This is a genomic window from Neorhizobium alkalisoli, from assembly GCF_007829835.1.
GTDB lineage: Bacteria > Pseudomonadota > Alphaproteobacteria > Rhizobiales > Rhizobiaceae > Neorhizobium.
Genome location: NZ_VIWP01000007.1, coordinates 238,467 through 264,169 on the forward strand (window position 1 = coordinate 238,467; position 25,703 = coordinate 264,169).

The 25,703-nt window shown below is 59.4% G+C and carries 29 protein-coding genes and 3 tRNA genes; 15 read left to right on the forward strand and 17 right to left on the reverse strand.

Features of this window, described 5'->3' with window-relative positions:
- The first annotated feature begins 9 nt into the window (after positions 1–9).
- Together FHW37_RS24655 and FHW37_RS24660 are read left to right on the forward strand one after the other, a co-directional pair.
- Positions 10–1,209, forward strand: a complete 1,200-nt coding sequence (locus FHW37_RS24655; protein WP_145641166.1) for a GNAT family N-acetyltransferase — start codon at positions 10–12, stop codon at positions 1,207–1,209.
- Positions 1,210–1,233: 24 nt separating this feature from the next.
- Positions 1,234–1,656, forward strand: coding sequence for an HIT family protein (locus tag FHW37_RS24660; RefSeq protein ID WP_145641168.1), 423 nt, complete (start codon positions 1,234–1,236; stop codon positions 1,654–1,656).
- Between the two features lie 212 nt (positions 1,657–1,868).
- Here FHW37_RS24660 and FHW37_RS24665 read toward each other — a convergent pair whose 3' ends face one another.
- Entirely contained in the window at positions 1,869–2,723 is an 855-nt protein-coding gene (locus tag FHW37_RS24665; RefSeq protein ID WP_145641170.1) for an urea carboxylase-associated family protein, read from the reverse strand.
- A 112-nt stretch (positions 2,724–2,835) separates the two neighbouring features.
- Between FHW37_RS24665 and FHW37_RS24670 the strand changes: the two genes are divergently transcribed.
- Positions 2,836–3,711 (forward strand): LysR substrate-binding domain-containing protein, encoded by an 876-nt coding sequence (locus tag FHW37_RS24670; protein ID WP_145641172.1) that lies wholly within the window; start codon positions 2,836–2,838, stop codon positions 3,709–3,711.
- A 7-nt stretch (positions 3,712–3,718) separates the two neighbouring features.
- Here the strand turns inward: FHW37_RS24670 and FHW37_RS24675 are convergent, their stop codons facing one another.
- The 9 genes from FHW37_RS24675 to FHW37_RS24715 all read right to left on the reverse strand — a co-directional run bounded on the left by FHW37_RS24675 (position 3,719) and on the right by FHW37_RS24715 (position 11,336).
- Positions 3,719–4,057 (reverse strand): AzlD domain-containing protein, encoded by a 339-nt coding sequence (locus tag FHW37_RS24675; protein WP_145641174.1) that lies wholly within the window; start codon positions 4,055–4,057, stop codon positions 3,719–3,721.
- Positions 4,057–4,812 carry an AzlC family ABC transporter permease gene (locus tag FHW37_RS24680; RefSeq protein WP_145641176.1) on the reverse strand — a complete coding sequence of 252 codons (756 nt, stop codon included), beginning with the start codon at positions 4,810–4,812 and terminating at the stop codon, positions 4,057–4,059. The genes FHW37_RS24675 and FHW37_RS24680 overlap by 1 nt, the downstream gene beginning before the upstream one ends.
- A gap of 88 nt (positions 4,813–4,900) precedes the next feature.
- Positions 4,901–5,431, reverse strand: a complete 531-nt coding sequence (locus FHW37_RS24685) for an RNA 2'-phosphotransferase (RefSeq protein ID WP_145641178.1) — start codon at positions 5,429–5,431, stop codon at positions 4,901–4,903.
- Positions 5,432–5,537: 106 nt separating this feature from the next.
- Positions 5,538–8,066, reverse strand: coding sequence for an ATP-dependent Clp protease ATP-binding subunit ClpA (clpA, locus tag FHW37_RS24690; protein WP_145641180.1), 2,529 nt, complete (start codon positions 8,064–8,066; stop codon positions 5,538–5,540).
- A 10-nt stretch (positions 8,067–8,076) separates the two neighbouring features.
- Complete coding sequence (gene clpS, locus FHW37_RS24695) at positions 8,077–8,430, reverse strand: ATP-dependent Clp protease adapter ClpS (protein ID WP_145641182.1); 354 nt, start codon at positions 8,428–8,430, stop codon at positions 8,077–8,079.
- Between the two features lie 249 nt (positions 8,431–8,679).
- A complete protein-coding gene (locus FHW37_RS24700; protein ID WP_145641184.1) occupies positions 8,680–9,048 on the reverse strand; it encodes a phasin family protein in 369 nt (122 codons plus the stop codon).
- A gap of 179 nt (positions 9,049–9,227) precedes the next feature.
- Positions 9,228–9,431 carry a DUF3126 family protein gene (locus tag FHW37_RS24705; protein WP_145641186.1) on the reverse strand — a complete coding sequence of 68 codons (204 nt, stop codon included), beginning with the start codon at positions 9,429–9,431 and terminating at the stop codon, positions 9,228–9,230.
- Between the two features lie 131 nt (positions 9,432–9,562).
- Entirely contained in the window at positions 9,563–10,387 is an 825-nt protein-coding gene (gene cysE / locus FHW37_RS24710; protein WP_145641188.1) for a serine O-acetyltransferase, read from the reverse strand.
- Between the two features lie 172 nt (positions 10,388–10,559).
- Positions 10,560–11,336: an alpha/beta fold hydrolase gene (locus FHW37_RS24715; protein ID WP_145641190.1), complete on the reverse strand. Its 777-nt coding sequence runs from the start codon at positions 11,334–11,336 to the stop codon at positions 10,560–10,562.
- Positions 11,337–11,551: 215 nt separating this feature from the next.
- Here FHW37_RS24715 and FHW37_RS24720 point away from each other — a divergent pair, with 215 nt between their 5' ends.
- Positions 11,552–11,797 (forward strand): zinc-finger domain-containing protein, encoded by a 246-nt coding sequence (locus tag FHW37_RS24720; RefSeq protein ID WP_145641192.1) that lies wholly within the window; start codon positions 11,552–11,554, stop codon positions 11,795–11,797.
- Between the two features lie 21 nt (positions 11,798–11,818).
- Positions 11,819–12,982 carry an FAD-dependent monooxygenase gene (locus tag FHW37_RS24725; RefSeq protein WP_145641194.1) on the forward strand — a complete coding sequence of 388 codons (1,164 nt, stop codon included), beginning with the start codon at positions 11,819–11,821 and terminating at the stop codon, positions 12,980–12,982.
- 60 nt (positions 12,983–13,042) lie between these two features.
- Here FHW37_RS24725 and FHW37_RS24730 read toward each other — a convergent pair whose 3' ends face one another.
- A complete protein-coding gene (locus tag FHW37_RS24730) occupies positions 13,043–14,230 on the reverse strand; it encodes a cystathionine beta-lyase (RefSeq protein WP_145641196.1) in 1,188 nt (395 codons plus the stop codon).
- A gap of 336 nt (positions 14,231–14,566) precedes the next feature.
- Here FHW37_RS24730 and FHW37_RS24735 point away from each other — a divergent pair, with 336 nt between their 5' ends.
- From FHW37_RS24735 to FHW37_RS24750, 4 genes are all read left to right on the forward strand, one after another.
- Positions 14,567–15,592 carry an amino acid ABC transporter substrate-binding protein gene (locus FHW37_RS24735; RefSeq protein WP_145641198.1) on the forward strand — a complete coding sequence of 342 codons (1,026 nt, stop codon included), beginning with the start codon at positions 14,567–14,569 and terminating at the stop codon, positions 15,590–15,592.
- Positions 15,593–15,724: 132 nt separating this feature from the next.
- A complete protein-coding gene (locus FHW37_RS24740; protein WP_145641200.1) occupies positions 15,725–16,921 on the forward strand; it encodes an amino acid ABC transporter permease in 1,197 nt (398 codons plus the stop codon).
- Positions 16,922–16,925: 4 nt separating this feature from the next.
- On the forward strand, positions 16,926–18,083 hold the full coding sequence (locus tag FHW37_RS24745; protein ID WP_145641201.1) for an amino acid ABC transporter permease: 1,158 nt from the start codon (positions 16,926–16,928) through the stop codon (positions 18,081–18,083).
- Between the two features lie 30 nt (positions 18,084–18,113).
- Positions 18,114–18,887 carry an amino acid ABC transporter ATP-binding protein gene (locus tag FHW37_RS24750; protein WP_145641203.1) on the forward strand — a complete coding sequence of 258 codons (774 nt, stop codon included), beginning with the start codon at positions 18,114–18,116 and terminating at the stop codon, positions 18,885–18,887.
- A 68-nt stretch (positions 18,888–18,955) separates the two neighbouring features.
- Here FHW37_RS24750 and FHW37_RS24755 read toward each other — a convergent pair whose 3' ends face one another.
- A complete protein-coding gene (locus tag FHW37_RS24755; protein WP_145641205.1) occupies positions 18,956–19,612 on the reverse strand; it encodes a hypothetical protein in 657 nt (218 codons plus the stop codon).
- On the opposite strand from FHW37_RS24755, the gene FHW37_RS34205 reads away from it, so the two are divergent.
- The 3 genes from FHW37_RS34205 to FHW37_RS24770 all read left to right on the forward strand — a co-directional run bounded on the left by FHW37_RS34205 (position 19,613) and on the right by FHW37_RS24770 (position 22,284).
- Complete coding sequence (locus FHW37_RS34205; RefSeq protein WP_246690893.1) at positions 19,613–20,299, forward strand: hypothetical protein; 687 nt, start codon at positions 19,613–19,615, stop codon at positions 20,297–20,299.
- 105 nt (positions 20,300–20,404) lie between these two features.
- Positions 20,405–20,674, forward strand: coding sequence for a hypothetical protein (locus FHW37_RS24765; RefSeq protein WP_145641207.1), 270 nt, complete (start codon positions 20,405–20,407; stop codon positions 20,672–20,674).
- A 302-nt stretch (positions 20,675–20,976) separates the two neighbouring features.
- The gene (locus FHW37_RS24770; RefSeq protein ID WP_246690894.1) at positions 20,977–22,284 is read left to right on the forward strand and encodes a GSCFA domain-containing protein; all 1,308 of its coding nucleotides are present in this window, start codon (positions 20,977–20,979) and stop codon (positions 22,282–22,284) included.
- A 57-nt stretch (positions 22,285–22,341) separates the two neighbouring features.
- On the opposite strand, the gene FHW37_RS24775 is transcribed toward FHW37_RS24770, so the two are convergent.
- The 5 genes from FHW37_RS24775 to FHW37_RS24795 form a co-directional block, all read right to left on the reverse strand.
- Positions 22,342–22,418, reverse strand: a tRNA-Arg gene (locus FHW37_RS24775).
- Positions 22,419–22,491: 73 nt separating this feature from the next.
- Positions 22,492–22,797 carry an ETC complex I subunit gene (locus FHW37_RS24780; protein WP_145641208.1) on the reverse strand — a complete coding sequence of 102 codons (306 nt, stop codon included), beginning with the start codon at positions 22,795–22,797 and terminating at the stop codon, positions 22,492–22,494.
- Positions 22,798–22,845: 48 nt separating this feature from the next.
- Positions 22,846–22,922: transfer RNA gene (locus tag FHW37_RS24785), tRNA-Pro, on the reverse strand.
- A gap of 91 nt (positions 22,923–23,013) precedes the next feature.
- Positions 23,014–23,493 carry a DUF192 domain-containing protein gene (locus tag FHW37_RS24790; protein WP_145641210.1) on the reverse strand — a complete coding sequence of 160 codons (480 nt, stop codon included), beginning with the start codon at positions 23,491–23,493 and terminating at the stop codon, positions 23,014–23,016.
- Entirely contained in the window at positions 23,493–24,071 is a 579-nt protein-coding gene (locus FHW37_RS24795; protein WP_145641212.1) for a cold-shock protein, read from the reverse strand. Before FHW37_RS24795 ends, FHW37_RS24790 begins: the two co-directional genes overlap by 1 nt.
- Positions 24,072–24,267: 196 nt before the next feature.
- Here FHW37_RS24795 and gloA point away from each other — a divergent pair, with 196 nt between their 5' ends.
- From gloA to FHW37_RS24810, 3 genes are all read left to right on the forward strand, one after another.
- Positions 24,268–24,708: a lactoylglutathione lyase gene (gene gloA / locus FHW37_RS24800; RefSeq protein WP_145641214.1), complete on the forward strand. Its 441-nt coding sequence runs from the start codon at positions 24,268–24,270 to the stop codon at positions 24,706–24,708.
- A gap of 221 nt (positions 24,709–24,929) precedes the next feature.
- Positions 24,930–25,502 (forward strand): hypothetical protein, encoded by a 573-nt coding sequence (locus FHW37_RS24805; RefSeq protein ID WP_145641216.1) that lies wholly within the window; start codon positions 24,930–24,932, stop codon positions 25,500–25,502.
- Between the two features lie 118 nt (positions 25,503–25,620).
- A tRNA-Glu gene (locus FHW37_RS24810) sits at positions 25,621–25,695 on the forward strand.
- Positions 25,696–25,703: the final 8 nt, after the last annotated feature.

Consider the following 25,703-nt stretch of genomic DNA (forward strand, 5'->3'; position numbering starts at 1 on the left):
AAAGAGAGAATGGCCGGAAATCTCACCCTCAGAGTAGAACAGTCGTTCACCGCGATCAGCCCGCAAAGCTGGTCGCGGCTGGCCGGCGCCTCGAAAACCTCTTCGACGCCGGAGACCCCGTATAATCCTTTCCTAAGCCACGCCTTCCTGTCGTCGCTGGAAGAATCGGGCTCGGCGGCGCCAAAGGCCGGCTGGCACGGCCATCACCTGCTTCTGGAGAACGAGGCGGGTGAGTTGATCGGTGCGGTACCGGGATACCTGAAGAGCCACAGCCAGGGCGAATACGTCTTCGACCACGGCTGGGCCGACGCGTTTGAACGGGCCGGCGGGCGCTATTATCCAAAACTGCAATGCGCGGTGCCGTTTACGCCGGCAACCGGGCCACGGCTGCTCGTCTCATCCGGTTACGATCGCGACATCATGCAGGCGACGCTGGCCAATGGTCTCCAGGAGGTGACACGGCAGCTCGGCATCTCCTCGGCGCACGTCACCTTCGTGCCGGAAAGCGAGCTGATGGCATTTCAGGATGCCGATTACCTGCACCGGACCGACAAGCAGTTTCATTTCATCAATGACGGTTATGCGGACCACGACGCCTTTCTCGAAACACTGGCGTCCCGCAAGCGCAAGGCTCTGAAGAAGGAACGCAGGGCGGCGCTGGAAGGTGGCATCTTGATCGACTGGCTGACGGGCAAGGACCTCACCGAAGAGATCTGGGACCAGTTTTTTGAATTCTACATGGACACAGGCGGCCGCAAATGGGGCCGGCCTTACCTCACCCGCAAATTCTATTCGCTGATCGGCGAGCGGATGCCCGAGGACATCCTCTTGGTCATGGCGAAACGCGAGGGCAAATACATTGCCGGCGCGATCAATTTCATCGGCGGCGACGCGCTTTACGGCCGCCACTGGGGCTGTATCGAGGACCATCCCTTCCTGCATTTCGAGGTCTGTTATCATCAGGCGATCGACTTTGCGCTGTCGAAGGGACTTGCCCGTGTCGAGGCTGGCGCACAAGGCGAACACAAGCTGGCGCGCGGCTACCTCCCCGTCACCACCCATTCGATGCATTACATCGCCCATCCCGGCCTCAGAAACGCGATCGCCGACTATCTGGAGCGGGAGCGCGAGGATGTGGATGCGATGACCGAATACCTGTCCGAGCACAGCCCGTTCCGCAAGGGCGAGCGGCAGCAGGAACAGGACTGAAAACATTCTCGGAGAGGACACACGATGAGCTACGACGACAACAATATCTTCGCAAAGATCCTGCGCGGCGAGATCCCCTGCCACCGGGTTTATGAAGATGCCGATACGCTCGCCTTCATGGATGTGATGCCGCAGTCGAACGGTCACCTGCTGGTGATACCGAAGATACCCTCCCGCAATGTGCTGGATGCGGATCCGGCCGTGCTGTCGAAACTGATCCCGATCGTCCAGAAGCTCGCCAAGGCCGCACAGGATGCATTCGAGGCCGATGGCATCACCATCACCCAGTTCAACGAGGCGGCAGCCGGCCAGACGGTTTTCCACCTGCATTTCCACATCATTCCCCGCTACGAGGCGCAGCCGCTGAAGCCGCATACGGGCAAGATGGAAGACGGCGAGATCCTGGCTGCCAATGCCGAAAAGATCATCGGCGAGCTTGGCAACTAAGGTCACTGATCGGTGACCGGAAAATTGCCAGTTACCCTTACCGGCGAAAGAGGCCCAAAACCTCTACACGTCATGCTCGGGCTTGTCCCGAGCATCTAACCACCTGAATTATCGAAATTTTGAACGTGGTCAGATCCTCGGCATAGAGCCGAGGATGACGAAGTCACCGAATGGAGACTTTATGGCCGACACCGGCGCCACGACCGGTCATTTCATTCCGCGTTGCGATAGGCATTTCTTTCCGGAAAGGGCCAGTCCTCCAGGAGCGCCACGTTCGGCCTAAAAATCTCGACCTTGAGCGGATAACAATTGGCCGTATCGCTGGAATGGGTGGCGCTGCAGTCGCCGCCGGGGCAAGCCGAGAGCGCACCAAGCAGATCGATCTCGGCAAAGAACTCGATATAATCGCCGGGCCGGACGGGGCTCGCTTTCATGAAATACTGATGCGTGTCGCGGGTAAAACCGGTGCACATGAAGACGTTCAGCACGTCGTGCACATGTGGCTCCGCCTCTCCAAACGACATGCCTTTTGCACCGCCCAGAGCGCGCGTGAGGTTCGAGTGGCAGCAATGGTGGTAATCGCCGCCGCTCAGGAGCTTGTTCGTATAGGGGTCGCAGCGGGTGCCGATGACATCGTGAATGCCGCCGCCATCTTCGTCCCAGCCATACCAGGCCAGCGTATCGTCGGTGATCGTCGCCATCGGCCGCAGATGCGGCAGCGAGCTCCAGAGACGGTCGCCGACCGAAACATGGGTGGCATGCAGGGCGCGCGTCTTGCCGCTGAAAAAGCGCTCCGACAGATCCGCGGCATTCCACAGATTGAGATCGCCGACCTGCGGACCTTCGACGCTGACAATGCGGAAGAAATGGCCCTTCGGCACCGTAAAGCTGCCGCCCTCGCGCGGCGGCACGATGATCTCGTCGATCTTTTGCATGTCGGCGCGCGCATTGCGCAGTTTCTCCACATCCGGCATCGGCAACGTACCGTTCGGATAAACGACGACGGGTTTTATGGCGCGGCGCTCGGCGGCATCGGCTGGAACAATGGTATCGGTGTTGAAGGGCATGGCTTTTCCAAAAAATCGGGCTGGCGACAGGTCGCCAAATTGCGCAATGGCGCGCCATCCGACAAGCCGGCTTTTTCTTGATCTCAGGGCAAGCGTGACTTAGCCTTAAACCATGAAGACATTTCCCTTGGCCGGACTGCGCGCCTTCGAAGCCGCCGCAAGACAAGAAAATTTTCGCCAGGCCGGCGTAGAACTCGGCATGACGGCAGCAGCCGTCAGCCAGCATGTGCGCGCGCTCGAAGACTGGCTCGGCGTCGCACTTTTCGAGCGCCATGCGCGCGGCGTGAAACTGACATCGGCCGGACGGGATTTTGGTCAGGCGGTCACCTCCGGTCTCGGGCAGATCGGCGCGGCGGCAGACAAGATCAGGGAGAATTCGAAACGACCGGTCGTGCGCCTCGCCTGCCTGCCCTCCGTCGTCTCGCATTGGCTGGCGCCACGTCTGGACGGGTTTTACACCGCGCATCCGGAGATATCCGTTTCGATCAGTTATGCCGGGCATGCCCGTTCGCCGGCCGAAGCGAATGCCGATCTGCTAATCCAGCATGGAAACCTGCCGGAAGGCGATGCGCAGGTCATCCTGAATGCTGAAACCCGGCCGACCTGCTCGCCGGCCTATCTCGCACGCAAAGGGCCGATCTCGACGCCAGAAGCTCTGCTCGGCGCCGACCTTCTGCATGACGAGACGGCAACGGCCTGGGAAAAGTGGTTCACCGAGAGTGGGCTTTTCGTAAAGCGGCTGGCAGGCCCGATTTTTGCCGATTTCAATCTGCTGCTGGGCTCTCTTGCCGCCGGGCATGGCGTCGCGCTCTGCCCGACCGCTCTCATCGCCAGAGAGATTGAGGAAAAGCGGCTTGTCGTCCTGTTCGATCGGGCGACCGATGCCGACAAGGTCTACTGGATGCAGGAAAACGAAAAACTGTCGCCGGAAGCGGTGTTGATGCGCGACTGGATCCTTGCACAGGCGGCTGAGAACAAGACCGTTTGAAAGCGGTTCAGATGCCGACCACGAGCAAGCCGGCAATCAGGATGGCGATCGGCACCAGAACGCCGACGGCGACCTTCTTGCCCGTCATCAGGAAAATGGCAAAGCCGATTCCGGCGGCACCCAGCCGCAGCCAGAGCGGCGCATGCGCAAGCGTGCCGGTCGGAAAGACGATCAGCTTGGCGGTGACGGCCATGACCAGCGCTGTCGCGACCGCCCTCACCCAATGCAGCGCTTCGGACTCCTCGTTCAGCCGATGGCCGGCAACGACGCCGAGCCAGCGCCAGAGATCGGTCGCCAGAAATCCGGCGACAGCAATCAGGATATAGGTCGAATAATCTTGCGGCATCACGCAGCCTCCGTCGCACGGTGGCGTTTGCGGCGATAACGATCGATCAGATAGGCGGCCGTTCCGCCGCCAATGCCGGCATAAAGCACATCGAATTGCGGCGAGACCAGCGCCAGAAGCGGGCCGAGCACGATGCCGAACACGAAGGCGAGCCGCACCACCGGCTGGCGGGCGCTCGCCCAGATCGAGGAGATGAAATAGACCGGGGTCAGCATGAACAGCGCGCCGGCAACGACCGGCGGAAATTGCGAGACGATGCCGTAACTCACCCCGACGATCAGCGCATTCGTGCAGGTCAGCGTGATTCCGAAGCCAGCGAAATAGGCGACGCGATGTTCTTTCGGCACCTTGCGCAGATGCGTGGAGGCAAACACCCAGGAGGTGATCGCGATGAAATGCGAGAGGAACAGAAGAAGCGCCAACGGCGTCTTCTTCGTGCGCATTTCCGGCATGATCGAGGCGACCATCGGCATCATGCGGATCGACGACAGGGTGACAGCGAGAAACGAGGCGGCGATATTGGCATTGGCGAGCATCGTGCCGACCAGGATCATCTGCGCCGGCAGAGCCCAGACGCCGAGCGTCATCGCCACCGCCTCACCACGCGTCAGGCCGGCCTCCAGGGCGAAGGCTGCGAAACCGACATAGGACGTCATCAGGATCAGCGCCGGCAGCGAGGTGATGCCGCGCATGCCGGTGAAAAACCAGGAAAGCGCGCTGCGCGTTTCACTTGGTTCCTGGCTTTCTGGCGTCATGGGAAGTCCTGAGAATATTCCGTCCCATCGGGCGTACCAAAAACGAAGATACCGGGACAAGCCCGGAAGCCAAATTTTATCCGATCGATCAGAGGCCGAGATAGGATGGCGGAACGCTGTCTGTCAGCCAGACCCCATTGTCCGCGCGGTAAAAAGTGAACCCGTCGCGATGCATCTTGCCGGTATCGACCTTGAGAACGATCGGCTTTCCGTGCCGGCTACCGACCTTGATCGCCGTATCTTCCTCATGTGAAAGATGGACATGTTGCCGGCTGCCGGGCTTCAGCCCGTCCCGCAGGATGGAATCGAGGTTGTCGCGAGCCGTGCCGTGAAACAAGCCATCGGGCGGCACAGCCGGCGCAAGACCAAGCTCAACGGCAACGGAATGCCCCTGAGCAGCACGAATGCGCGTTCCATCCTCCGACAAGGTGAAACGTTTCTTGTCACTGGTGGCAACGACATTTTCGAGAAGCGGCCGATCCAGGGCAATTCCCTGCTGCCGGGCTTTGCCAATCAGGTAATCGACGGATGTCCAGCCATTGGCATCAAGCTCAATGCCCAGTCTCTCAGGCGCGTGTCGCAGGACATGGCTCAGAAGCTTGCTGATTTCCTTGGACATTTTGGCACCTCAAATTCCTTGATCTTCCAGTCGGCTTTGGTAGCCAACGAAAACGAAAATGCCGGGCAAGCCCGGCATCTCCAATTTCAGACATTCTGGAGCAAGTTTACTTGCTCTTCGGCACCCGCGGCACGGCGCTCTTGCGCGACGGCTTCGGAGCGGGCTCTTCGGCGATCACATCGCCTTCGTCCACCACCTTGGCCTTGGCCACAGCGCCGCCATCCTTGCCCTTCGACGCGGACTTCTTCGGCGCCTTCGGCTTTGAAACCTTGGCCTGCGCCTCTTCGTCCGCCTCTTCCACCTCGGCCTCCGGCTTCGGCTTCACGGGCGTCGTTTCGGAAATGCAGTCGAGGACAAGCTTGTCCTTGCCGTCCGCATCCTTGCCCACGGTGACGCTGACGACGCCACCCTTGCGCAGCTTGCCAAACAGGATCTCGTTGGCGAGCGGCTTCTTGATATATTCCTGGATGACGCGAGACAGCGGGCGGGCGCCCATCTTCTCGTCGTAACCCTTGTCGGCCAGCCAGGCGATTGCGTCCTGATGCAGGTCGAAGGTGACATTGCGTTCCGACAGCTGGGTTTCCAGCTGCATGACGAACTTCTGCACGACCTGATGGATGACTTCCGTCGGCAGCGGCGCGAACGGAATGGTCGCGTCGAGACGGTTGCGGAATTCCGGTGTGAACAGGCGGTTCAGCGCCTCTTCATCCTCGCCGGTGCGCTTGGACGAACCGAAGCCGATGGCGGCCTTGGCCATTTCCGATGCGCCCGCATTGGTCGTCATGATCAGGATGACGTTGCGGAAGTCGATCTTCTTGCCGTTGTGGTCGGTCAGCGAACCATGGTCCATGACCTGCAGCAGGATATTGTAGATATCCGGATGCGCCTTCTCGATTTCGTCGAGCAGGACCACGGAATGCGGATGCTGGTCGACGCCATCAGTCAGAAGACCGCCCTGGTCGAAGCCGACATAACCGGGAGGGGCGCCGAGCAGTCGCGAGACCGTGTGGCGTTCCATATATTCCGACATGTCGAAGCGCAGCATTTCCACACCGAGCGACGCGGCAAGCTGTTTGGCGACTTCCGTCTTGCCCACGCCGGTCGGGCCGGAGAAGACGTAGGAGCCGATCGGCTTGTTCGGTTCGCGCAGGCCGGCACGGGCGAGCTTGATCGCGGTCGACAGGGCCTCGATTGCCGCATCCTGGCCGTAGACGACCGAGCGCAGTTCCTTTTCCAGGTTGGCGAGAACCATCTCGTCATCCTTGGATACGGTCTTTGCCGGGATCCGGGCCATCGTGGCGATCGTCGCCTCGATTTCCTTCTCGGTGATCAGCTTGCGGCGTTTTGAGGCCGGCAGAAGCATCTGCGCCGCACCGGTCTCGTCGATCACGTCGATCGCCTTGTCCGGCAGCTTGCGATCGGCAATGTAGCGGGCCGACAGTTCGACGGCCGACTTGATCGCCTCGTTGGTGTAACGCAGCTTGTGATATTCTTCGAAATAGGGCTTCAGGCCCTTCATGATCTCGATCGCATCATCGATCGACGGCTCGTTGACGTCGATCTTCTGGAAGCGACGGACCAGAGCCCGGTCTTTTTCGAAGAACTGGCGATATTCCTTGTAGGTGGTCGAGCCGATGCATCGGATCTGCCCGGAGGACAGAGCCGGCTTCAACAGGTTCGACGCATCCATGGCGCCACCCGACGTCGCACCCGCACCGATGACGGTGTGGATTTCGTCGATGAACAGGACGGCACCCGGAAAATCTTCCAGTTCCTTGACGACCTGCTTCAGGCGCTCTTCGAAATCGCCGCGATACCGGGTGCCGGCCAGCAGCGTGCCCATGTCGAGCGAGAAGATGGTGGCGTCGGCCAGAGCTTCCGGCACCTTGCCCTCGATGATCCGCTTGGCGAGACCTTCGGCAATCGCCGTCTTGCCGACGCCGGGATCACCCACATAGAGTGGGTTGTTCTTGGAGCGGCGGCACAGGACCTGGATCGTCCGGTTGACTTCCTGATGGCGGCCGATCAGCGGATCGATCCGGCCATCGCGGGCCTTGTCGTTCAGGTTGACGCAATAGGCCTTGAGGGCATCCTGCGGCTTCTTGGCGGCACCTTCGTCCTCGCCACGGGCCGAGGGTTTTGCGTCGGAATCCGGCTCTTCGGAACCGCGCGGCGTACGGGTCTGGGAGGCACCCGGGCGCTTGCCGATACCGTGGGAGATGTAGTTGACGGCGTCGTAGCGGGTCATTTCCTGCTCCTGCAGGAAGAAGGCCGCATGGCTTTCGCGCTCGGCGAAAATGGCGACGAGCACATTGGCGCCGGTCACTTCTTCGCGGCCGGACGACTGGACGTGGATGACGGCGCGCTGGATGACGCGCTGGAAGCCGGAGGTCGGCTTGGAATCCTCGTCGTAACCGGTGACGAGGTTGGCGAGTTCGTTGTCGACATATTCGGCAACGGTCTTGCGCAGGTTGTCGAGATTGACGTTGCAAGCGCCCATGACCGCGGCTGCATCGGCGTCGTCGATCAACGCCAGGAGCAGATGTTCGAGCGTGGCATATTCGTGATGCCGCTCATTCGCAAAGGTCAGTGCCTGATGCAGCGCCTTTTCGAGACTAGGCGAAAATGTTGGCACGTCGGGTTCCTCACTTCTTTTCCATGACACATTGTAGCGGATGCTGGTGCTGTCTGGCGAAGTCCATGACTTGAGAGACTTTCGTCTCCGCTACCTCATAGGTAAATATTCCGCATTCCCCCACGCCGTGATGGTGCACGTGGAGCATGATGCGCGTCGCTGCTTCCCTGTCCTTCTGAAAGAAACGCTCCAGAATATGGATGACGAACTCCATCGGGGTATAATCGTCATTCAGCAGGAGGACGCGATACAGGTTGGGCCGTTTGCTCTTGGGTTTGGTTCGGGTGATCACCGAAGTTCCGCGGCCCGCGTTATCTCCGTCGCCACCCTTTTCGCGTTGCATCGAGATCGGCTCTGCGATCATACTTTCATTCCTCAGTCATCCGACAGTGGTAAATGGGAGCCAGCCGGTCGGACATCAGTCTTCCTAACTTAGTTCATTGGGACGGGATTTTAAGCCCCTCACGCGAACGCGCAATCACTATTCCGATAGAGGGCCCGAAGAACCGGCAAAAAATGCCGCTCCGGGCAGGCTCCGGAATCGAAAAGGCCGGCAGCAGCACGACTACCGGCCCCGAAGGAAATCATGTTACGCGCAGGAGCTTGCGCAAACCTAGTTTGTTGTCGGCTTCGTTTTCGCCACAGGGGCGCGTGCGACCGGAGCCCAGGGCACCGACACGTCGAAACGACCGTAAACCGATTTTGCGAGATCGGCATAGAGCGTGCCGATCCTGTCCGCCTCCGCCACGAATTCCTCGTAAGCGGACTTCATATAGGTAGTCTGAAGCTCATAAACAGCCTCGACGCTTTTTGCGCCGCCGACCGCCTCCACGAATGCCGTCGCATCCTTCATCGACTTGCGGGAATAATCACCGGTCTCGGTGGCGATCGCCTGAAAGCTCTTGGCGAGTTCGGAATAGCCCTGCAGCATTCCGTCCACGACATCCTTGTTCCTGCGATTGATTTCATCGAAATTGAACATAGGCGGACTCCGTTTATTCGGGTCTGCTTATATGGCCGCCGCCAGCGCTGGAAGTCAAGCGCAGAGACCGCAGCGCACAATTTTCGCGCGCAGGATTGCAGGCAATGAAAATGTTGCGGCCAGGAATCAAAAGCGGGCCGTGAAGGCCCGCCCGATACCGTAACCGGTCCTCTGAAAGCTCAGAGATCGACGTCCAGGATGGCCATCGAGAAGTTGTAGGAGCGCTCTCCGTCCTCGTCGTCGACATAAACGACGCCCAGGAACTCGTCACCGAGATAAACTTCGGCCGAATCGTCCTTGCGCGGGCGGGCCTTGACGACGAGCTGCGGGTTGAGAATGCGCTTGAAATAAGCTTCGAGCTTCTTGATTTCGTCGGGCTTCACGATTTTCTCCGTCAGCGATTTTCAAGGTGCGGGCGCTTTTGGCACGGGATGCCGGCCAAAGTAAAGCCGCCGGCACCGATCTTCACCATATCGATCGGCAGCGGCGACCCTAATCCCTCTTCACATACCGATCAGAGATCGGATGTCAGCATCTGGTCCATCAGGCGCGCCGGCTCGGAACAGCCCGCCGTGCCGACGACCTTGGCCGGCACGCCGGCAACCGTCGAGCATTCCGGCACCGGCTTCAGCACGACCGAACCGGCCGCGACCCTGGAGCAAGAACCGATCTCGATATTGCCGAGGATCTTTGCACCGGCGCCGATCAGGACGCCATTGCCGATCTTCGGATGGCGGTCGGCGCCCTCCTTGCCGGTGCCACCGAGGGTGACGCCATGCAGGATGGAAACATTGTCACCGATGACCGCCGTCTCGCCGACGACGAGGCCGGTAGCGTGATCGAGGAAAATACCCTTGCCGATACGGGCAGCCGGATTGATGTCGGTCTGGAAAACGCTCGAAGAGCGGCTCTGCAGATAAAGCGCGAAATCCCGCCGGCCCTTCTGCCAAAGCCAATGCGCCAGACGATGGGTCTGGATCGCATGAAAGCCCTTGAAATAGAGGATCGGCTCGAGGAAACGCAGGCAGGCCGGGTCACGGTCGTAGAAGGCCTGGATATCGACGCGCAGGATCGCGCTCCATTCCGGACGATCGGAGAGCATTTCCATAAATGTCTGGCGCAGGAGAACGGCCGGAAGATCCGCATGATCGAGGCGTTCGCACAGACGATGCACGACACATTCCTCAAGCGAACGATGGTTGAGCACCGTCGAATAGAGGAAGGCGGCCAGCAGCGGATCCTGATCCACGGCGGCGCGGGCTTCCTCCTGCAGCGTATCCCAGATGGGATCGACGGTCGCTACCGGTTCGTTCTGGCGGACTTCGTTTCGTGCGGCCATGGCCGTCTCCTCGAATTCAGATGGAGCACAGTATATAGAATAAGTTTACGCGAAGACCAACGGCCCCGAAATCGCATTTCGTTGATCGTTAAAATAAGGAAACCTGCGGTCTTCTTTTATCGCATGCCGATATCGCAAAACCGCTTTGCAGCCTTGCGCGACGCGCTTCGGGTCAAAGCTCGGCATAAAAGTCGAGAACCGCCTTCTTGAAGACGCGGTCACCGACGGCGAGCATATGGTCTCGTCCAGGGATATCGAGCGCGCGCGCATCCGGCATCAGATCGGCCAGCTCCTGGGCGGAGCCGGCAATATCGTCCTTGGTGCCGACGCCGATCAGGGTCGGTGCCGTGATACGCCCCATGTCGCTACGGGCAACGAGATCGCGCGATCCGCGGATACAGGCAGCAAGCGCCGGCTTGTCGCTTTTCGTCTGATCGGCAAAGGCACGGAACATGCGGCCGCGCTCATGGGTGACATCGTCGAGCGACGGCGCCATGAGCGCATCGGCGATCGGATCCCAGTCACCGACGCCATCCGTCATGCCGATGCCGAGGCCGCCCAGCACCAGCGAACGGACGCGGTCGGGATGGGCAAGGGCTGCAAAGACCGAAATGCGGGCGCCCATCGAATAACCGAACAGATGCGCTTCGGAAATGCGCAGGTGATCGAGAAGCGCGATCGCATCCTCCGCCATGACCCAGGGGCGATAGGCTTCCGGATCGAGTGGCTTGTCGCTGGCGCCATGGCCGCGATTATCCAGCGCGATGACCCGGTAGCCGGCATCACCGAGCGTCTTCAGCCAGCCGGGATGAACCCAGTTGACTGTGGCGCTCGAAGCAAAGCCGTGAATCAGAAGAACCGGATCACCGGACGGGTTGCCCTCATCGAAATAAGCAATATTGAGCCCGTCATGGGTGAAGGACGAGAAGGCCGGGGCATTGAGGTTCATGTCAGATCCTTTTTTCGCGCGACCATAGGCGATCCGAAGCGAGGATTGAACCCCGACCGTCAGCGGAATTTGCGGGCATCCTTGATCAAGCTCAAAGCTTTCGCGTGCGGCACGGCACAAAGCTCTACCCAAGCCGCGCAATGGGGGATAATGTCCGGCGCAAATCAGAGGTGCCGGCGTCACCGCGGCACATCCTTCTAGCATTGGAGAACCCCATGGCCGGGCACAGCATTCCTCACTTCCAGAACGACGGCGGATATCCGGCGATCCAGATCGGCGTGAAGGAGTTCATGTGCACCGGCGCATCGGTGCCTTACGACCATCCGCATATCTTCATCGACATGGGCGATGACGTGGAAAAGGTCTGCTCCTATTGCTCGACACTCTATCGCTACAATCCGGGCCTCAAGACCGAACAGACGGATCCGCCGGGCTGCGTCTTCCACGTCAAGGCGGCGTAACGCGTTTACGCGGCGTGCAGCATGCCGATTGAAAAACTAGCCATTATCGGTGCCGGCATGGCCGGCCTGACCGCAGCGCTTTCGTTCGCCCGTCACGGAATTGCCTGTGACATTTTCGAGGAAGCGCCGGCGATTGCGGAAGTCGGCGCCGGATTGCAGATATCGCCGAATGCCGCCCGCGTTCTGGCCAAGCTCGGCGTCCTTTCGGCACTGGAAGCGGTCTGGACCGAGCCAGAGCGGATCGCGCTTGCCTCGGGAACCTCGCTTCGCCCCCTCGCCCATGTTCCCGCCGGCAGTTTTGCACGAAACCGCTGGGGCGCGCCTTACGGGGTGCTGCACCGCGCGACACTTCAAAAGGCGCTGCTCGATGCGGTCATGGCAAACCCGCTCTGCACCGTGCATCTCGACAGCCCGATCCGTCTGCAAGGCGGTGAAAACCTGACCGATGAGTCCGGAGCGGCCTATCCGCTGATCATCGGCGCCGACGGCGTCTGGTCGAATCTCCGCCCGACCATTCCCGGAAGCCCCGAGCCCGACTTTTCCGGCAGCGTCTGCTGGCGCGTTACCATTCCGCGGAATGCAGCACCCGACTGGCTTTCCGCCAATCAGGTCACGGCTTTTCTCGGGCCTTCGACGCATATGGTCTCCTATCCGCTGCGGGAAATCGACGGGATCAACATCGTCGCCATCGCATCCGGCATCAGCCCCGGGGAAACCTGGAATGCCGAGGCGAGCGAAAGCCAGCGTCGCATGCTGCTCGGCCAGTTTCGCCGCTGGGACAGGCGCATCGTCTCGGTGCTGGAGAAAGCCGAACGACCGACTTTCTGGCCGCTCTATCAGGTTACAACAGGCCGCTGGCACAATGGAACGAACAGGGTGCTGATCGGTGATGCGGCGCATGCAATGACGCCGTTTTCGGCGCAGGGCGCTGCTGCCGCGATCGAAGATGCCTTCATTCTCTCCAACCGGGTGGCGATGATGACATCGCTTCCCGAGGCACTCTCAGCCTACGAAAAAGAACGGTCTGCAAGGGTTGCGAGGGTCAAGGCACGCGGTGTCTTTAACCGCTTCGCCTATCATGCACGCGGGCCGATCAGGCTCGGACGCGACCTCGTGCTTTCGCTTCGCCCGCCGCAATCCCTGGCGGCGGATTTCGACTGGCTCTATGGCTTCAACGCCGAATAAGAGAGCCTGATCGAAGGAACCTGCCGGGCGGCATTACCCGCCCGGCGAAAGTCGAAATCGTCAGAGAGCCGCGACTGCGGCAAATCCTGCCTCGATATCCTTCTTGAGATCGGCCACGTCCTCGAGGCCGATCTGCAGACGGATGACAGCGCCATCGGTCGGAGCCTTGCAGATCGTGCGATCCGAAAGATTGACCTGCAGCGCCAGGCTCTCGTAACCGCCCCAGGAATAACCAAGGCCGAAGAAGGTCAGCGCGTCGAGGAAGGCATGCGCCCTCGCCTTCATGTTTTCCGCATCCGCTTTCAGGATAAAGGAAAAGATGCCGCTCGCGCCCTTGAAGTCGCGCTTCCAGATCTCGTGACCGGGGAAGCTCGGCAGGCCGGGATGAAGGACGCGGGAAACCTCGTCGCGGGTCTCGAGCCAGCGAGCAATTTCGAACGTGCTCTTCTGGTGGTGATCGAGACGGATGCCCATCGTGCGCAGGCCGCGCAGGATCTGGTAGGCATCGTCCGGTGCGCCGCAAATGCCGAGTGTGATGCGCGCTTCTTCGAGCTTAGGCCAGTGTTTCGCATTGGCCGAGACCGAGCCCATGACGATGTCGGAATGGCCGGAAGGGTATTTCGTCGTCGCGTGGATCGAGACGTCGACACCGAAATCGAGCGGACGGAAATAAAGCGGCGTCGCCCAGGTATTGTCCATAGTCACGACGATATCATGCTTGTGAGCGGCATCTGCGATCGCGCGGATATCCTGCATCTCAAACGTGTTGGAGCCTGGCGCTTCCGTGTGCACGAGCTTCGTGTTCGGGCGGATCAACGCTTCGATGCCAGCGCCGATTTCAGGGTCGTAATATTCGACCTCAACCCCAAGTCGCGTCAGCATCGTGTTGCAGAAATTGCGGCACGGCGTGTAGACGGAATCAACGATCAGCGCATGGTCTCCGGCCGAGAGATAGGCGAGAAACGGAACCGAAATCGCAGCCAGCCCTGAGGGAACAAGGATCGTTCCGGCCGAACCTTCGAGATCATCGAAAGCGGCGCAGAGCGCATCCGTCGTCGGTGTTGCACGAGTCCCATAAGTATATGGCTGGGAACGCTTTTCCATCGCCTCGGCATTCGGGAAAAGCACAGTCGACGCATGCACGACAGGCGGATTGACGAAGCCGTGATAGGCGTGCGGATCGTTGCCGACATGGGCAAGCCGCGTGTTGGGGCCGGCGCTGTCGAGCAAGGTATCGTTTTTCTTCATCGGAGAAACTGCGTTGATTGCGGAAAGCGAAACTCTTGCCGCCTCCCCCGGCACTGGTCAAGCCCGCATCCGCGATGCCACCCCGCAAACGTGCCGATAAAAAAAGCATCATATTTTGCTCATTTCATATGCATCTGACCGTTACATTAGCAGAATGGAAGAATTTACCACATTTTGAACGCAATTTGTGCGAGCGCGACTTGACCATGTCGGCGTTTACGCATGGAATAGGCAGACCCGCACCGGGAGGGCAGCGGGAGGCCGGGCTTAATTCAAAAAACAGGGGAGCGGCCCGTGTCATCAAACCACACAAAACCACAGATAAAGGTTGGGAAAATGAAAAAGACGCTTTTGTCAGCCGCGATTGGCGCAGCGGTCCTGGGCTTTGCAGCCTCGGCAGCTTCTGCGGCCACGCTTGATGATGTCAAGGCGAAGGGCTTCGTCCAGTGCGGCGTCAACACCGGTCTTGCCGGCTTTGCACAGCCGGATTCTTCCGGTAACTGGAAGGGCTTCGACGTTGATTACTGCAAGGCCGTAGCAGCTGCCGTTTTTGGCGATGCGACCAAGGTAAAGTACACGCCGACCACCGCTCAGAGCCGCTTCACGGCGCTGCAGTCGGGCGAAGTCGACCTGCTCGTGCGTAACACGACCTGGACGATCAGCCGCGATACCGCGCTCGGCTTCAACTTCCGTTACGTCAACTATTACGACGGCCAGGGCTTCATGGTTCCGAAGAGCCTGAACGTCAAGTCGGCCCTCGAGCTGTCGGGCGCTGCCGTCTGCGTTCAGTCGGGCACCACGACCGAACTCAACCTCGCCGACTATTTCAAGGCCAACAAGCTTGAATACAAGCCGGTCGTTTTCGAAAAGCTGGAAGAAGTGAACGCCGCCTACCAGGCCGGCCGTTGCGACGTCTACACGACCGACCAGTCGGGCCTCTATTCGCTGCGTCTCGGCTTGTCCAACCCGGATGACCACGTCATTCTGCCGGAAATCATCTCCAAGGAGCCGCTTGGCCCGGCCGTCCGCCAGGGCGACGACAAGTGGTTCGACATCGTCAGCTGGGCTGGCTACGCCATGGTTCAGGCCGAAGAATTCGGCATCACCCAGGCCAATGTCGACGAGATGAAGAACTCCACCAACCCGGACGTTCGCCGCTTCCTCGGCGTCGAGAAGGACACGAAGATCGGTACCGATCTCGGCCTGACCAACGAATGGGCCTACAACATCGTCAAGGGCGTCGGCAATTACGGCGAAGTCTTCGAGCGCAACATCGGCTCCAACACGCCGCTGAAGATCCAGCGCGGCCTCAATGCTCTGTGGAGCAAGGGCGGCCTGCAGTACGCTCCGCCGATCCGTTAATCCATACGTCATGAAAAGGCAGGGCGGCAAAACCGCCCTGCCCATCCACCAGTCCACCCATAAGAACAAGCCGTTCGAAAAAAATAAAAAGGACGGCGCCATAAAGGCTTAAAGCCGCGGGGAAAGGCAAGCATGACAGATCACGCCATAGGTGCGTCATCCCACAAGGGGGAGACAAAAGCTTCCCTCCTTTACGACCCGAAGGTGCGCAGCATCTTCTTCCAGATCCTCACCGCCGCCATCGTCGTCCTGCTCGTCTGGGCGATCAGCCACAATGTGGCGACAAACCTGGCACGTGCCAATATCGCCTCCGGCTACGGCTTCCTCGCCGGCCGCTCGGGCTTCGATATCGGCTTTTCCATGGTGCCCTATTCGAGCGACGCGACCTATGGCCGTGCCATTTTCGTCGGACTGCTCAACACGCTGCTGATCGCCTTCACCGGCGTCATCACCGCGACCATCATCGGTTTCATCGTCGGCATTGGCCGCCTGTCGAAGAACTGGCTGATCGCCAAGCTGTGTACGGTCTATGTCGAGGTGTTCCGCAACATCCCGCCGCTGCTCGTCATCTTCTTCTGGTATTCCGGCGTTCTTTCGTTTCTGCCGCAGGTTCGCGACAGCCTGAAACTACCTTTCGGCATGTTCCTCAACAATCGCGGTCTGGCCTATCCAAAACCGCTCTGGGGTGACAGCGCCTGGGCTATCCCGGTTGCGTTCCTCGTCGGCATCCTCGCGACGGTCGTCGTCGCACGCTGGGCGAAGAAAAGGCAGATGCGCACCGGCCAGCAGTTCCATACGGTCTGGACCGGCATCGGCCTGATTATCGGCCTGCCGATCCTTACCTTCATCGTGCTCGGCGCGCCGCTGACCTTCGATTTCCCGAATGCAGGTCGCTTCAACCTGTCCGGCGGTTCGGTGATCGCACCGGAATTCGTGGCGCTTTATCTGGCGCTATCGTTCTATACGGCCGCCTTCATTGCCGAAATCATCCGCGCCGGTATCAAGGCCGTCTACAAGGGACAGTCCGAGGCGGCATTCGCGCTTGGCCTGCAGCCTTCGCAGACGACCCGTCTCGTCGTGGTGCCGCAGGCAATGCGCATCATCATTCCGCCGCTGACGAGCCAGTATCTCAACCTAACGAAGAACTCTTCGCTCGGCGTCGCGATCGGTTTTCCGGAACTCGTCTCGACGGGTGGCACGACCATGAACCAGACAGGTCAGGCCGTGGAGGTCATTTCCATCTGGCTGGTCGTCTATCTCGCCATCAGCATCGCGACGTCGCTGTTCATGAACTGGTTCAACGCCAAGATGGCATTGGTGGAGAGGTAAGCTCATGAGCGATAACAAATTCAACTATGTCCGTGGCGAAATGCTGCCACAACAGCCGGCTCCACTCGCAGCACGCAGCGTTTCCGGCTGGATCAGGACCAACCTTCTCGCGACACCGAAGGACGTCATCCTGACGATCCTGGCATTGGCGGTGCTGATTGCCATCCTGCCGGGTGCACTCAACTGGCTGTTCGTGCAGGCAAGCTGGCTCGGTTCCGACCGCTCTGTCTGTGCGACGACGGTTCAGGGTGGCATCCAGCCGGATGGCTGGCATGGCGCCTGCTGGGCCTTCGTCAAGGATCGCTTCGTCCAGTTCATCTTCGGGCGCTACCCGATCGAGGAGCGCTGGCGGCCGATCCTGACCCTCATCATGTTCGTCGTCCTGCTCGTGCCGCTGCTGATGCCAAAGTCACCGCGCAAGGGCCTGAACGCGATCCTGCTGTTCATCGTCTTCCCGATCATCGCCTTCTTCCTGCTGCATGGCGGCGCATTCGGCCTGGAACGGGTCGAAACCCCGCGCTGGGGCGGCCTGATGGTGACGCTCATCCTGTCCTTCGTCGGCATCGCGGTTTCGTTCCCGCTCGGAACGCTGCTCGCACTCGGCCGTCGGTCGCAGATGCCCGTCATCAAGACGCTCTCGGTGACATTCATCGAGGTCGTGCGCGGCGTGCCGCTGATCACCGTGCTCTTCATGGCAAACGTGATGTTGCCGCTCTTCCTGCCGACCGGCTGGACGATCGACAACTTTTTGCGCGCGCTGGTGGCCGTGGCCCTGTTTGCCTCCGCCTATATGGCGGAAGTCATCCGCGGCGGTCTTCAGGCCATCCCCAAGGGGCAGTCGGAGGGCGCCGATTCGCTCGGCCTCAGCTACTGGCAGAAGATGCGGCTGATCATCCTGCCGCAGGCGATCAAGCTGGTCATTCCGGGCATCGTCAATACCTTCATCGGCATGTTCAAGGACACGTCGCTCGTGTCGATCATCGGCATGTTCGACTTCCTGAACACCATCCGCCTCAACTTCACCGACACGACCTGGATCACGCCCGTGACCCCGATCACCGGTCTGGTATTTGCAGGCTTTATCTACTGGATCTTCTGCTTCAGCATGTCACGCTACTCCGCCTTCATGGAGCGGCACCTCGACGTGGCTCACAAGCGATAATCCGGATATAACGAACACAAGGGGATAGACATGGCTGAAGCCCAACCCAAAAAAATGACCGTCTCCGCTACCGACGTCGCCGTCGAAATCGTCGCGATGAACAAGTGGTACGGTGATTTCCACGTGCTGCGCGACATCAACCTCAAGGTGATGAAGGGCGAGCGCATCGTCATCGCCGGGCCGTCCGGTTCCGGCAAGTCGACAATGATCCGCTGCATCAACCGCCTGGAAGAACACCAGTCGGGCTCGATCATCGTCGACAATATCGAACTCACCAACGACCTGAAGAAGATCGACGAAGTGCGCCGCGAAGTCGGCATGGTGTTCCAGCACTTCAACCTCTTCCCGCATCTGACGATCCTGGAAAACTGCACGCTGGCGCCGATCTGGGTCCGCAAGATGCCGAAGAAGGAAGCCGAAGAGATCGCGATGCACTATCTGAAGCGCGTCAAGATCCCGGAACAGGCGAACAAGTATCCGGGCCAGCTTTCGGGCGGTCAGCAGCAGCGTGTGGCGATTGCCCGCTCGCTCTGCATGAAGCCGAAGATCATGCTGTTCGACGAACCGACCTCGGCCCTCGATCCGGAAATGGTCAAGGAAGTGCTTGATACGATGGTCGGTCTTGCTGAAGAAGGCATGACCATGCTCTGCGTCACCCATGAAATGGGCTTTGCCCGCCAGGTCGCCAACCGCGTCATCTTCATGGACCAGGGCCAGATCGTCGAGCAGAACTCGCCGGCGGAATTCTTCGACAATCCGCAGCACGAGCGCACAAAGCTCTTCCTCAGCCAGATCCTTCACTAGGAATCTGCAAAGTTCAGAATCAGAAAGGGGCGCATCGCGCCCCTTTTTCGTTGATCGGTTTTGCTGAATTACCAGGTAAAGGCGTAACGGGCATTGATGCTGGCAACCGGGTCGGTTGCGGCAGTGGATCCGTCGAAGGAGCCGGTCAGCGTGATGTGATCACCGAATTTCTGCTCGAGACCGAGTCCCGCCCCCGCGATCTTGAAATTGTCGATCGTATTGGCCCGCACGACGACGGCCGTTCCGGTATTGCTGCGGGACAACTTGACCGACTGGCTTGCGTCAAAACCGCTCCATTGCTGCGAGAGGCCGTCATACCGCAGTTCGTAGCTGCTCTGACGCTCCAGATCGAGTGCGGGCGTGACGATCTGCTTTTCGTAATAATTGACGCTGATGCCGGCGCTTTCGGCAAGGCTGTCGAGGTCGAAGGCAACCTTCCTGTTCATCTCGTAAGCCGGCCTCTGGATCGATTCAGCCTTGAAACTGCTCCAGAACTTGACCGGCGTATCCACCACCGTGCCATTCTTCTGGGCATCGACGCCGAGGACGAAACCGGCCTGCGGCTCCATTGCGACCGGCAGCTTGACGCCAAGCTTGACCGCATAGCTCGTGTCCGAGTTTTTCAGAGGCTGCCAGATGAGTGGTTTGTCATCGGCGAAAGCTTGGCTGGCCGATATCAGCATAAAAGACAAAACGGCCCCGCCGGCCGAAAATCTCTTGTTCATATGATCCCCAATCGAAGGCTCAAAGACAATGCAAAGGCGTCGGTCGACGGGAGGCCGACCGGCAAAAACCATTTCAATGTGTTGAAGGCGTCTGTTCGGGCCCTGCCCGTTTTCGCCACATGCCTTCCCCTGCGTGATGCAACGGAACTGACAGCTGCCAGTATACGAAAAAATGCGGCCAATCCGAATCCGGAATGGGGCGAAAATGCGATTAAGCATTGCGCTGCGGCAGGTTTTAGCCCTGTCGGCACTATAGTTACCGCGTTGCAACATACGGGTTGGCGGCGCCGCTCGACATTTCTTTCGATCCGGTGGGAACAAATGGCGGGGATTCGCGTTCAGCGCGAGCAATTCACCCCCGAAACACGGAACCTCGCCATGATGGTCAAGACGGGTCTGGCTCTGGCCTTGAGCCTTGCATGCATATCGGCAGCGGAATCACCTGAAAATTACCGGACCTATGGCGATGCACGGATCGAAGACAATGCCGTGCTTCTGGCGCATTATCACCGGGCCGTGCAGAAATGCGGCGCGGAAGCCCGCACGCCACCGCGTGGCAATTTCGACCTGTCCACCCTGCACTACAATGCAGCCTTGCGCGCCTGCCTCTACCGCCAGGGATATTTCGATCGCGGCGCTTTTGCCTATCCGGCGACGCTGATCTTCGATCACTTCTTTGATCGGTAAACTGAGGACAGCCAGCTCCGCCAGAAAGGCACTCGCGAGACGACGCGCGATCGCAGTATCGCGCGGTCACCAGCTCTGTTAAGCTCGGTGCACGAGGAGTAGGTGATGATCAGCGTGGGCGGCCAATGGATATACGGGTATCTGTTCCTGGCATGGCTCGCCGCGATTGCCTATAACTGGTTCCTGATCGAAACAGCCATTCGCGGCGTCAATGCCCCCAGCGCCTATGTCGAGAGAATCGGCCTCGGTTTTCCTTACGTGCGCACGCGCCATCCATCCTGCCCGAAGGAGCTGAAACACATTTACCGCTCCTGCATGCGATGGATCTATGGCCCGACCTTGCTTCTGGTGGCGCTGGCCATGATTATCGATTAGGATATTCGCGGATCTTGATCGCGATTTCTCAACACCGCCTTTATTATGGTTGCGGACAAGGATAAATGGCGCAACATCTGGAAGGATTAAGAAGTATATCTTCATCAGCGGAGACGATTTTACATCAACTCACTCAATTAGCTTTTGGGTTATTGATCCACTGACGATGTACTAAGTGCAACTTGCCAGCATCAATTTTCTGCTTAGCCAACTGTTCTGCTTTACAGACAATCATGCAGTGATTGCCTAATGCAAGGCGATTCAGCTTAAGCGTTGAACCTCACCCGCTGTTCCGTTAGCGTATGACCAGCAATACGGGGCATCCAATGAGCATGATTACCTACGAGCAGGACGGCGAGATCAAGCGTACGTCCGGTAGCTTTTTCCGGGGTGAAAACACCAATTTCCACCCATCGGATCAGACCTTTTCAAACGCTGATTTCCTTTCGAAATATGTAATGAAGGGTTGGGCGCCTCCATCAAGCTTCGTGACAAAGGAAACCCCGATTGTCGCGTTCGGGTCCTGTTTTGCGGCCAATATCAGCGACTACCTGCATGCACGCGGTTACAACGTCCTGACCAAGCATGAGAACCGTGCCTACGTCACCCAGATGGGCGACGGCATCGTCAATACATTCGCGATCCTGCAGCAGTTCGAATGGGCTTGGCTCAACAAGACGCCCTCCGCCGACCTCTGGCACGGATATCGTGCCGAGGAGTTCGGATACGACGACGATGTTCGCCGTGATACGAAGGCGCTCTTCGATGCCGCTGAGCTCTTCGTCATTACCCTAGGCCTTTCCGAAATCTGGTACGACGAGTTGACCGGCGAAGTTTTTTGGCGCGCCGTGCCACGCGACAGATATGACCCATCACGCCACAAGTTTCGGGTCGCAACACATGCCGAAACGCTGGCCAATCTGCACCGTATCCACGCACTGATCCGTGAATACAGGCCGGAAGCCCATATCCTGTTTTCCGTTTCGCCAGTGCCGCTGACGGCGACTTTCCGGCCCGTCTCCTGCATCACCGCGGACGCGGTCTCGAAGGCAACGCTGAGATCGGCGCTCGATGAGTTCCTCGGAGTGCATTCATCGGACCAACGGCTCCACTATATGCCAAGCTATGAGGCCGTAACGCGCCTCTTCAGCCACCAGTGGGAAGGTGACCGCCGCCATCCGCATATTCATGTGCTTGATTTTAACATGCAGATGTTCGAGGCGTTTTTCTGCAAACCGGGCCTGCCGATGCCGACACTTGAGGCGACCTTCCGGGCCGCGCTGGAGACGGATGTCAAGCTCGGCATGGAGGGGCATGAGAACGAAGGCATGTCTTATAGCCAATTGCGCAACCTGCGGATCGAAGAGCGGCGGGAAGCAAAGCGCGAAGCACGCAGACAGGAGCGAATCATGGAGCGCGCCGCCCTGCGCAACCGGCTGAAGCAGGAGCAGCAACGGGCTGAATCCAATCTTCCGAAACAAGACCGCAAACGCGCCAAAATAACGCTTGTATCGACCCTTCTACTGAAAGCCGCTGTAGCGCTTCTTGCACTTCAAGGAGTTTGGAGCCTTGCTGACGATTGGCTGATGGCAGCAGTGCTTGCGCTATGAAAGGATTCGGAGCGCGATATGCGCTTCAATCATGCGAATACTGAAAGACAAGTTGGGTGGCGACCCCTGCAGGACTCGAACCTGCGACCTGCTGCTTAGAAGGCAGCTGCTCTATCCAGTTGAGCTAAGGGGCCAGCGCGGGGCCGGCGGTTGGCGGCCCAAGCTTGCGTCGCGGGCGTGCCGCGGCGCCGTCATGCACGATATGCTTCAGTGGGTCCAGGGCTGCTGGCGGTTGAAGCGAAAATTGTCGGTGTAGGAGAGGTTCTGGCGAACCGGTTCCTTGGGCTGGATGACCCGGTATTCGATGCCTTCGCGCTTGGCATAGGCTTCGGCCAGTTCCTGGGTTTCAAACGTCAGCCGCAGCTGCTGCTTCATGTCGCCGGAAGATGTGTAACCGAGGATGGGATCGATGCTGCGTGGCTGTTCCTGGTCGAATTCCAGAACCCAGAGGTGAGTCTTCGCCTTGCCAGACTGCATCGCGGTTTTAGAAGGACGATAGATCTTTGCGGCCATGGCCTGAAACATCCCCAACACTTGAGGAGGCGACGCCGCTGAAAGCTATGGTCGGAGTGGAGAGATTCGAACTCCCGACCCTCTGGTCCCAAACCAGATGCGCTACCAGACTGCGCTACACTCCGTTCCTAACGATCTGCGAGATACACGGTTCACCGGCATGCCGCAACTGCAAAATTCGTCTAATCACAATACCATGCGGCATTGTACGAAAGCTTAACCGGAATTGCCGATCCGCTGGTTGATCACCTTGTCACCGATGCGCAGGCCGAGCGCCTTTGCACGGCCGGCATTCAGCTCCAGCACGAATTTGACCGGCGCTCCCGAATCGATGATGTCGCGCGAAAAAGGCACGGCATTTTCGCGAATGGCGGAAATTTTTCCGTCACCAGAGATGAAGACCATGTCGAGCGGCAGGACGGTGTTTTCCATCCACATCTGCACCCGGCGCGATTCGCCGAAATCGAACAGCATGCCGTGATCGGCCGCCATTTCCTTGCGGTACATCAGCCCCTGCTCGCGCTGCGCATCGCTCAAGGCAAGCTCGATAGAGAATTCATAGGTCTTGCCGGCCGCGGTGCGGATCGACAGCGTATCCTTGGGGAAAATCACGGACTGTGCCAGCGCGACACCGGCCCAGATGACAAAAAGCGCCGCAAGGGCGCCTTTCGAGAAAATAGAGAAATTGCGAGACATCAGTGAGACCGGCTGACGGGATTGGCACTGTCGGGATGGATTTCCGCTGCCATCAGGCCCTTGTCGCCGGGCCCGAAGCGGACCAGAACCGTCTGACCAGGGCGAAGCTCGGTGAGACCAAAGCGACGCAGCGTTTCCATATGGACAAAGATGTCCTCGGTCCCCTCGCCGCGGGTCAGGAAGCCAAAACCCTTGGTGCGGTTGAACCATTTGACCAGAGCGCGCTCGAGCCCGCTGGTTGCCGTCACCTGCACATGGGTGCGAACCGGCGGCAGCTGCGACGGATGAACGGCAGTCGACTGGTCCATGGAAAGAATGCGGAAGGCCTGATAACCGCGGTCGCGCCGCTGGATCATCGCGACGATGCGTGTGCCTTCGAGAATGGTCTGGTAGCCGTCGCGCCTGAGGCAGGTCACGTGCAGGAGAACATCCTGCATGCCGTTGTCGGGAACGATGAAGCCAAAACCCTTGGCAACGTCGAACCATTTGACGACGCCGGTGATTTCGATCAGCTCGACCGGTTCTCCCGAGAGCTCCTCGAAATTGGCAATGCCCTTCGATGACATCCTGTCTGCCATATCTTACCGGCCCCTCGATTACGCGTTACGACATGACGGTTAACTGATTCTTGCAGGATAGATTAACATCCCGGTAACCATCCAGCGCAAGTCCCCGTCTTGGCTTTATCACATCCTTTCTATCGGGCGCGGCTTGCTCGAAGCTGGCGGCTGCGCCATATCGGCGAGGACTTCATCCAGTATCGGAGCCACGAGAATGCGCTATCTCCACACGATGGTCCGGGTAAAGGACCTGGACGCCTCGCTTCATTTCTACACAACGCTCATGGGCTTGAAAGAGATCCGTCGTATCGACAACGAAAAGGGACGGTTCACGCTGGTCTTCCTAGCCGCCGCCGATGACCTTGCCGCGGCAAAGGACGTGCTCGCCCCCTGCCTGGAGCTCACTTATAACTGGGATACGGAAGATTATGCCGGCGGGCGTAATTTCGGCCACCTCGCCTATGAGGTCGACGATATCTACGCATACTGCAAACACCTGCAGGAGAACGGCGTGACCATCAACCGGCCGCCGCGCGACGGCCACATGGCCTTTGTCCGCTCGCCGGACGGCATTTCCTTCGAGATCCTGCAGAAGGGCGAAAGCCTGGCCGCAGCCGAGCCCTGGGCCTCGATGCCGAATACCGGCAGCTGGTAACCCTATAGCCGGCCACAAAGCATAACCGGCACGCCGCTTGCCCTATCCCTGCTTCCGCGGGATGATTTCAACTGTGATTCGCGGGCATGATGCCCGCGGACAGAGTTTTTGAGAGGCCCGCCGTGCCGGCACCGCATGTATTCTTCCGTGCCCCCCTATCCGGACTGGCCTTATCCAGACTGGTCGTGACCGGGCTCTGCGCGATCGCCTTGAGCGGCTGCATGACGGACAAGAAGACGGCAGACGCCGAAGACCCGGCCAGCAGTGCAGAACTTGCCGCGGCAGGTCCGCAGCCGGTACAGGGCCCCAGAATGGCACTGACGGCGCGACAAAGCCTAACCACGAACACCCGCTATGTCGACCCGCTCGTTTCGACCTCCGGCCGTCACCAGCAACAGGCAAAGCAGCAACAGCAGGCCACGACGCCGGCAGCAACGGCTGCGGGCGCGCAACAGATGCAGACAGCGGCACCCGCCTCTTCCGCCGCCGCCTTTCCGCCTGCACCAGCACAGCCGGCGCAATCGCTTTCCGGGCTTGCAACCCAGCCAACCGGCGTCAGGGCCGGAAGCTTCAGCATCTTCTCGTCCACGGCGCCACCACCTTCCTCCATGCCGCAGGCAGCCCCCACGGCTCCTGCTCCGGCCACCGCCAATTCGCCCATGCCGGAGACGACCGGCACTGTGCCGGCCGGCCGCAATTTCAGCGCCACCAGCGGCAGCGTCTTTACGCCAAGACAGCCGCTTGCGCCGACCACCTGCCCGACAGACAAATCCGGGCGCCCGGTAAACTGTTGATCTGCCGAGAAAATCCGGTTTTCAACAGGCTGGAAGACGCCTGTCATTTTTTTGCAAAAAACAGCGTATTGGCGCTTGCGGTAACGAAATCACCTCTCTATAAGAGCGCTCACCGCACGCGCCCTTCGTCTATCGGTTAGGACGTCAGATTTTCATTCTGAAAAGAGGGGTTCGACTCCCCTAGGGCGTGCCACCGGTCTT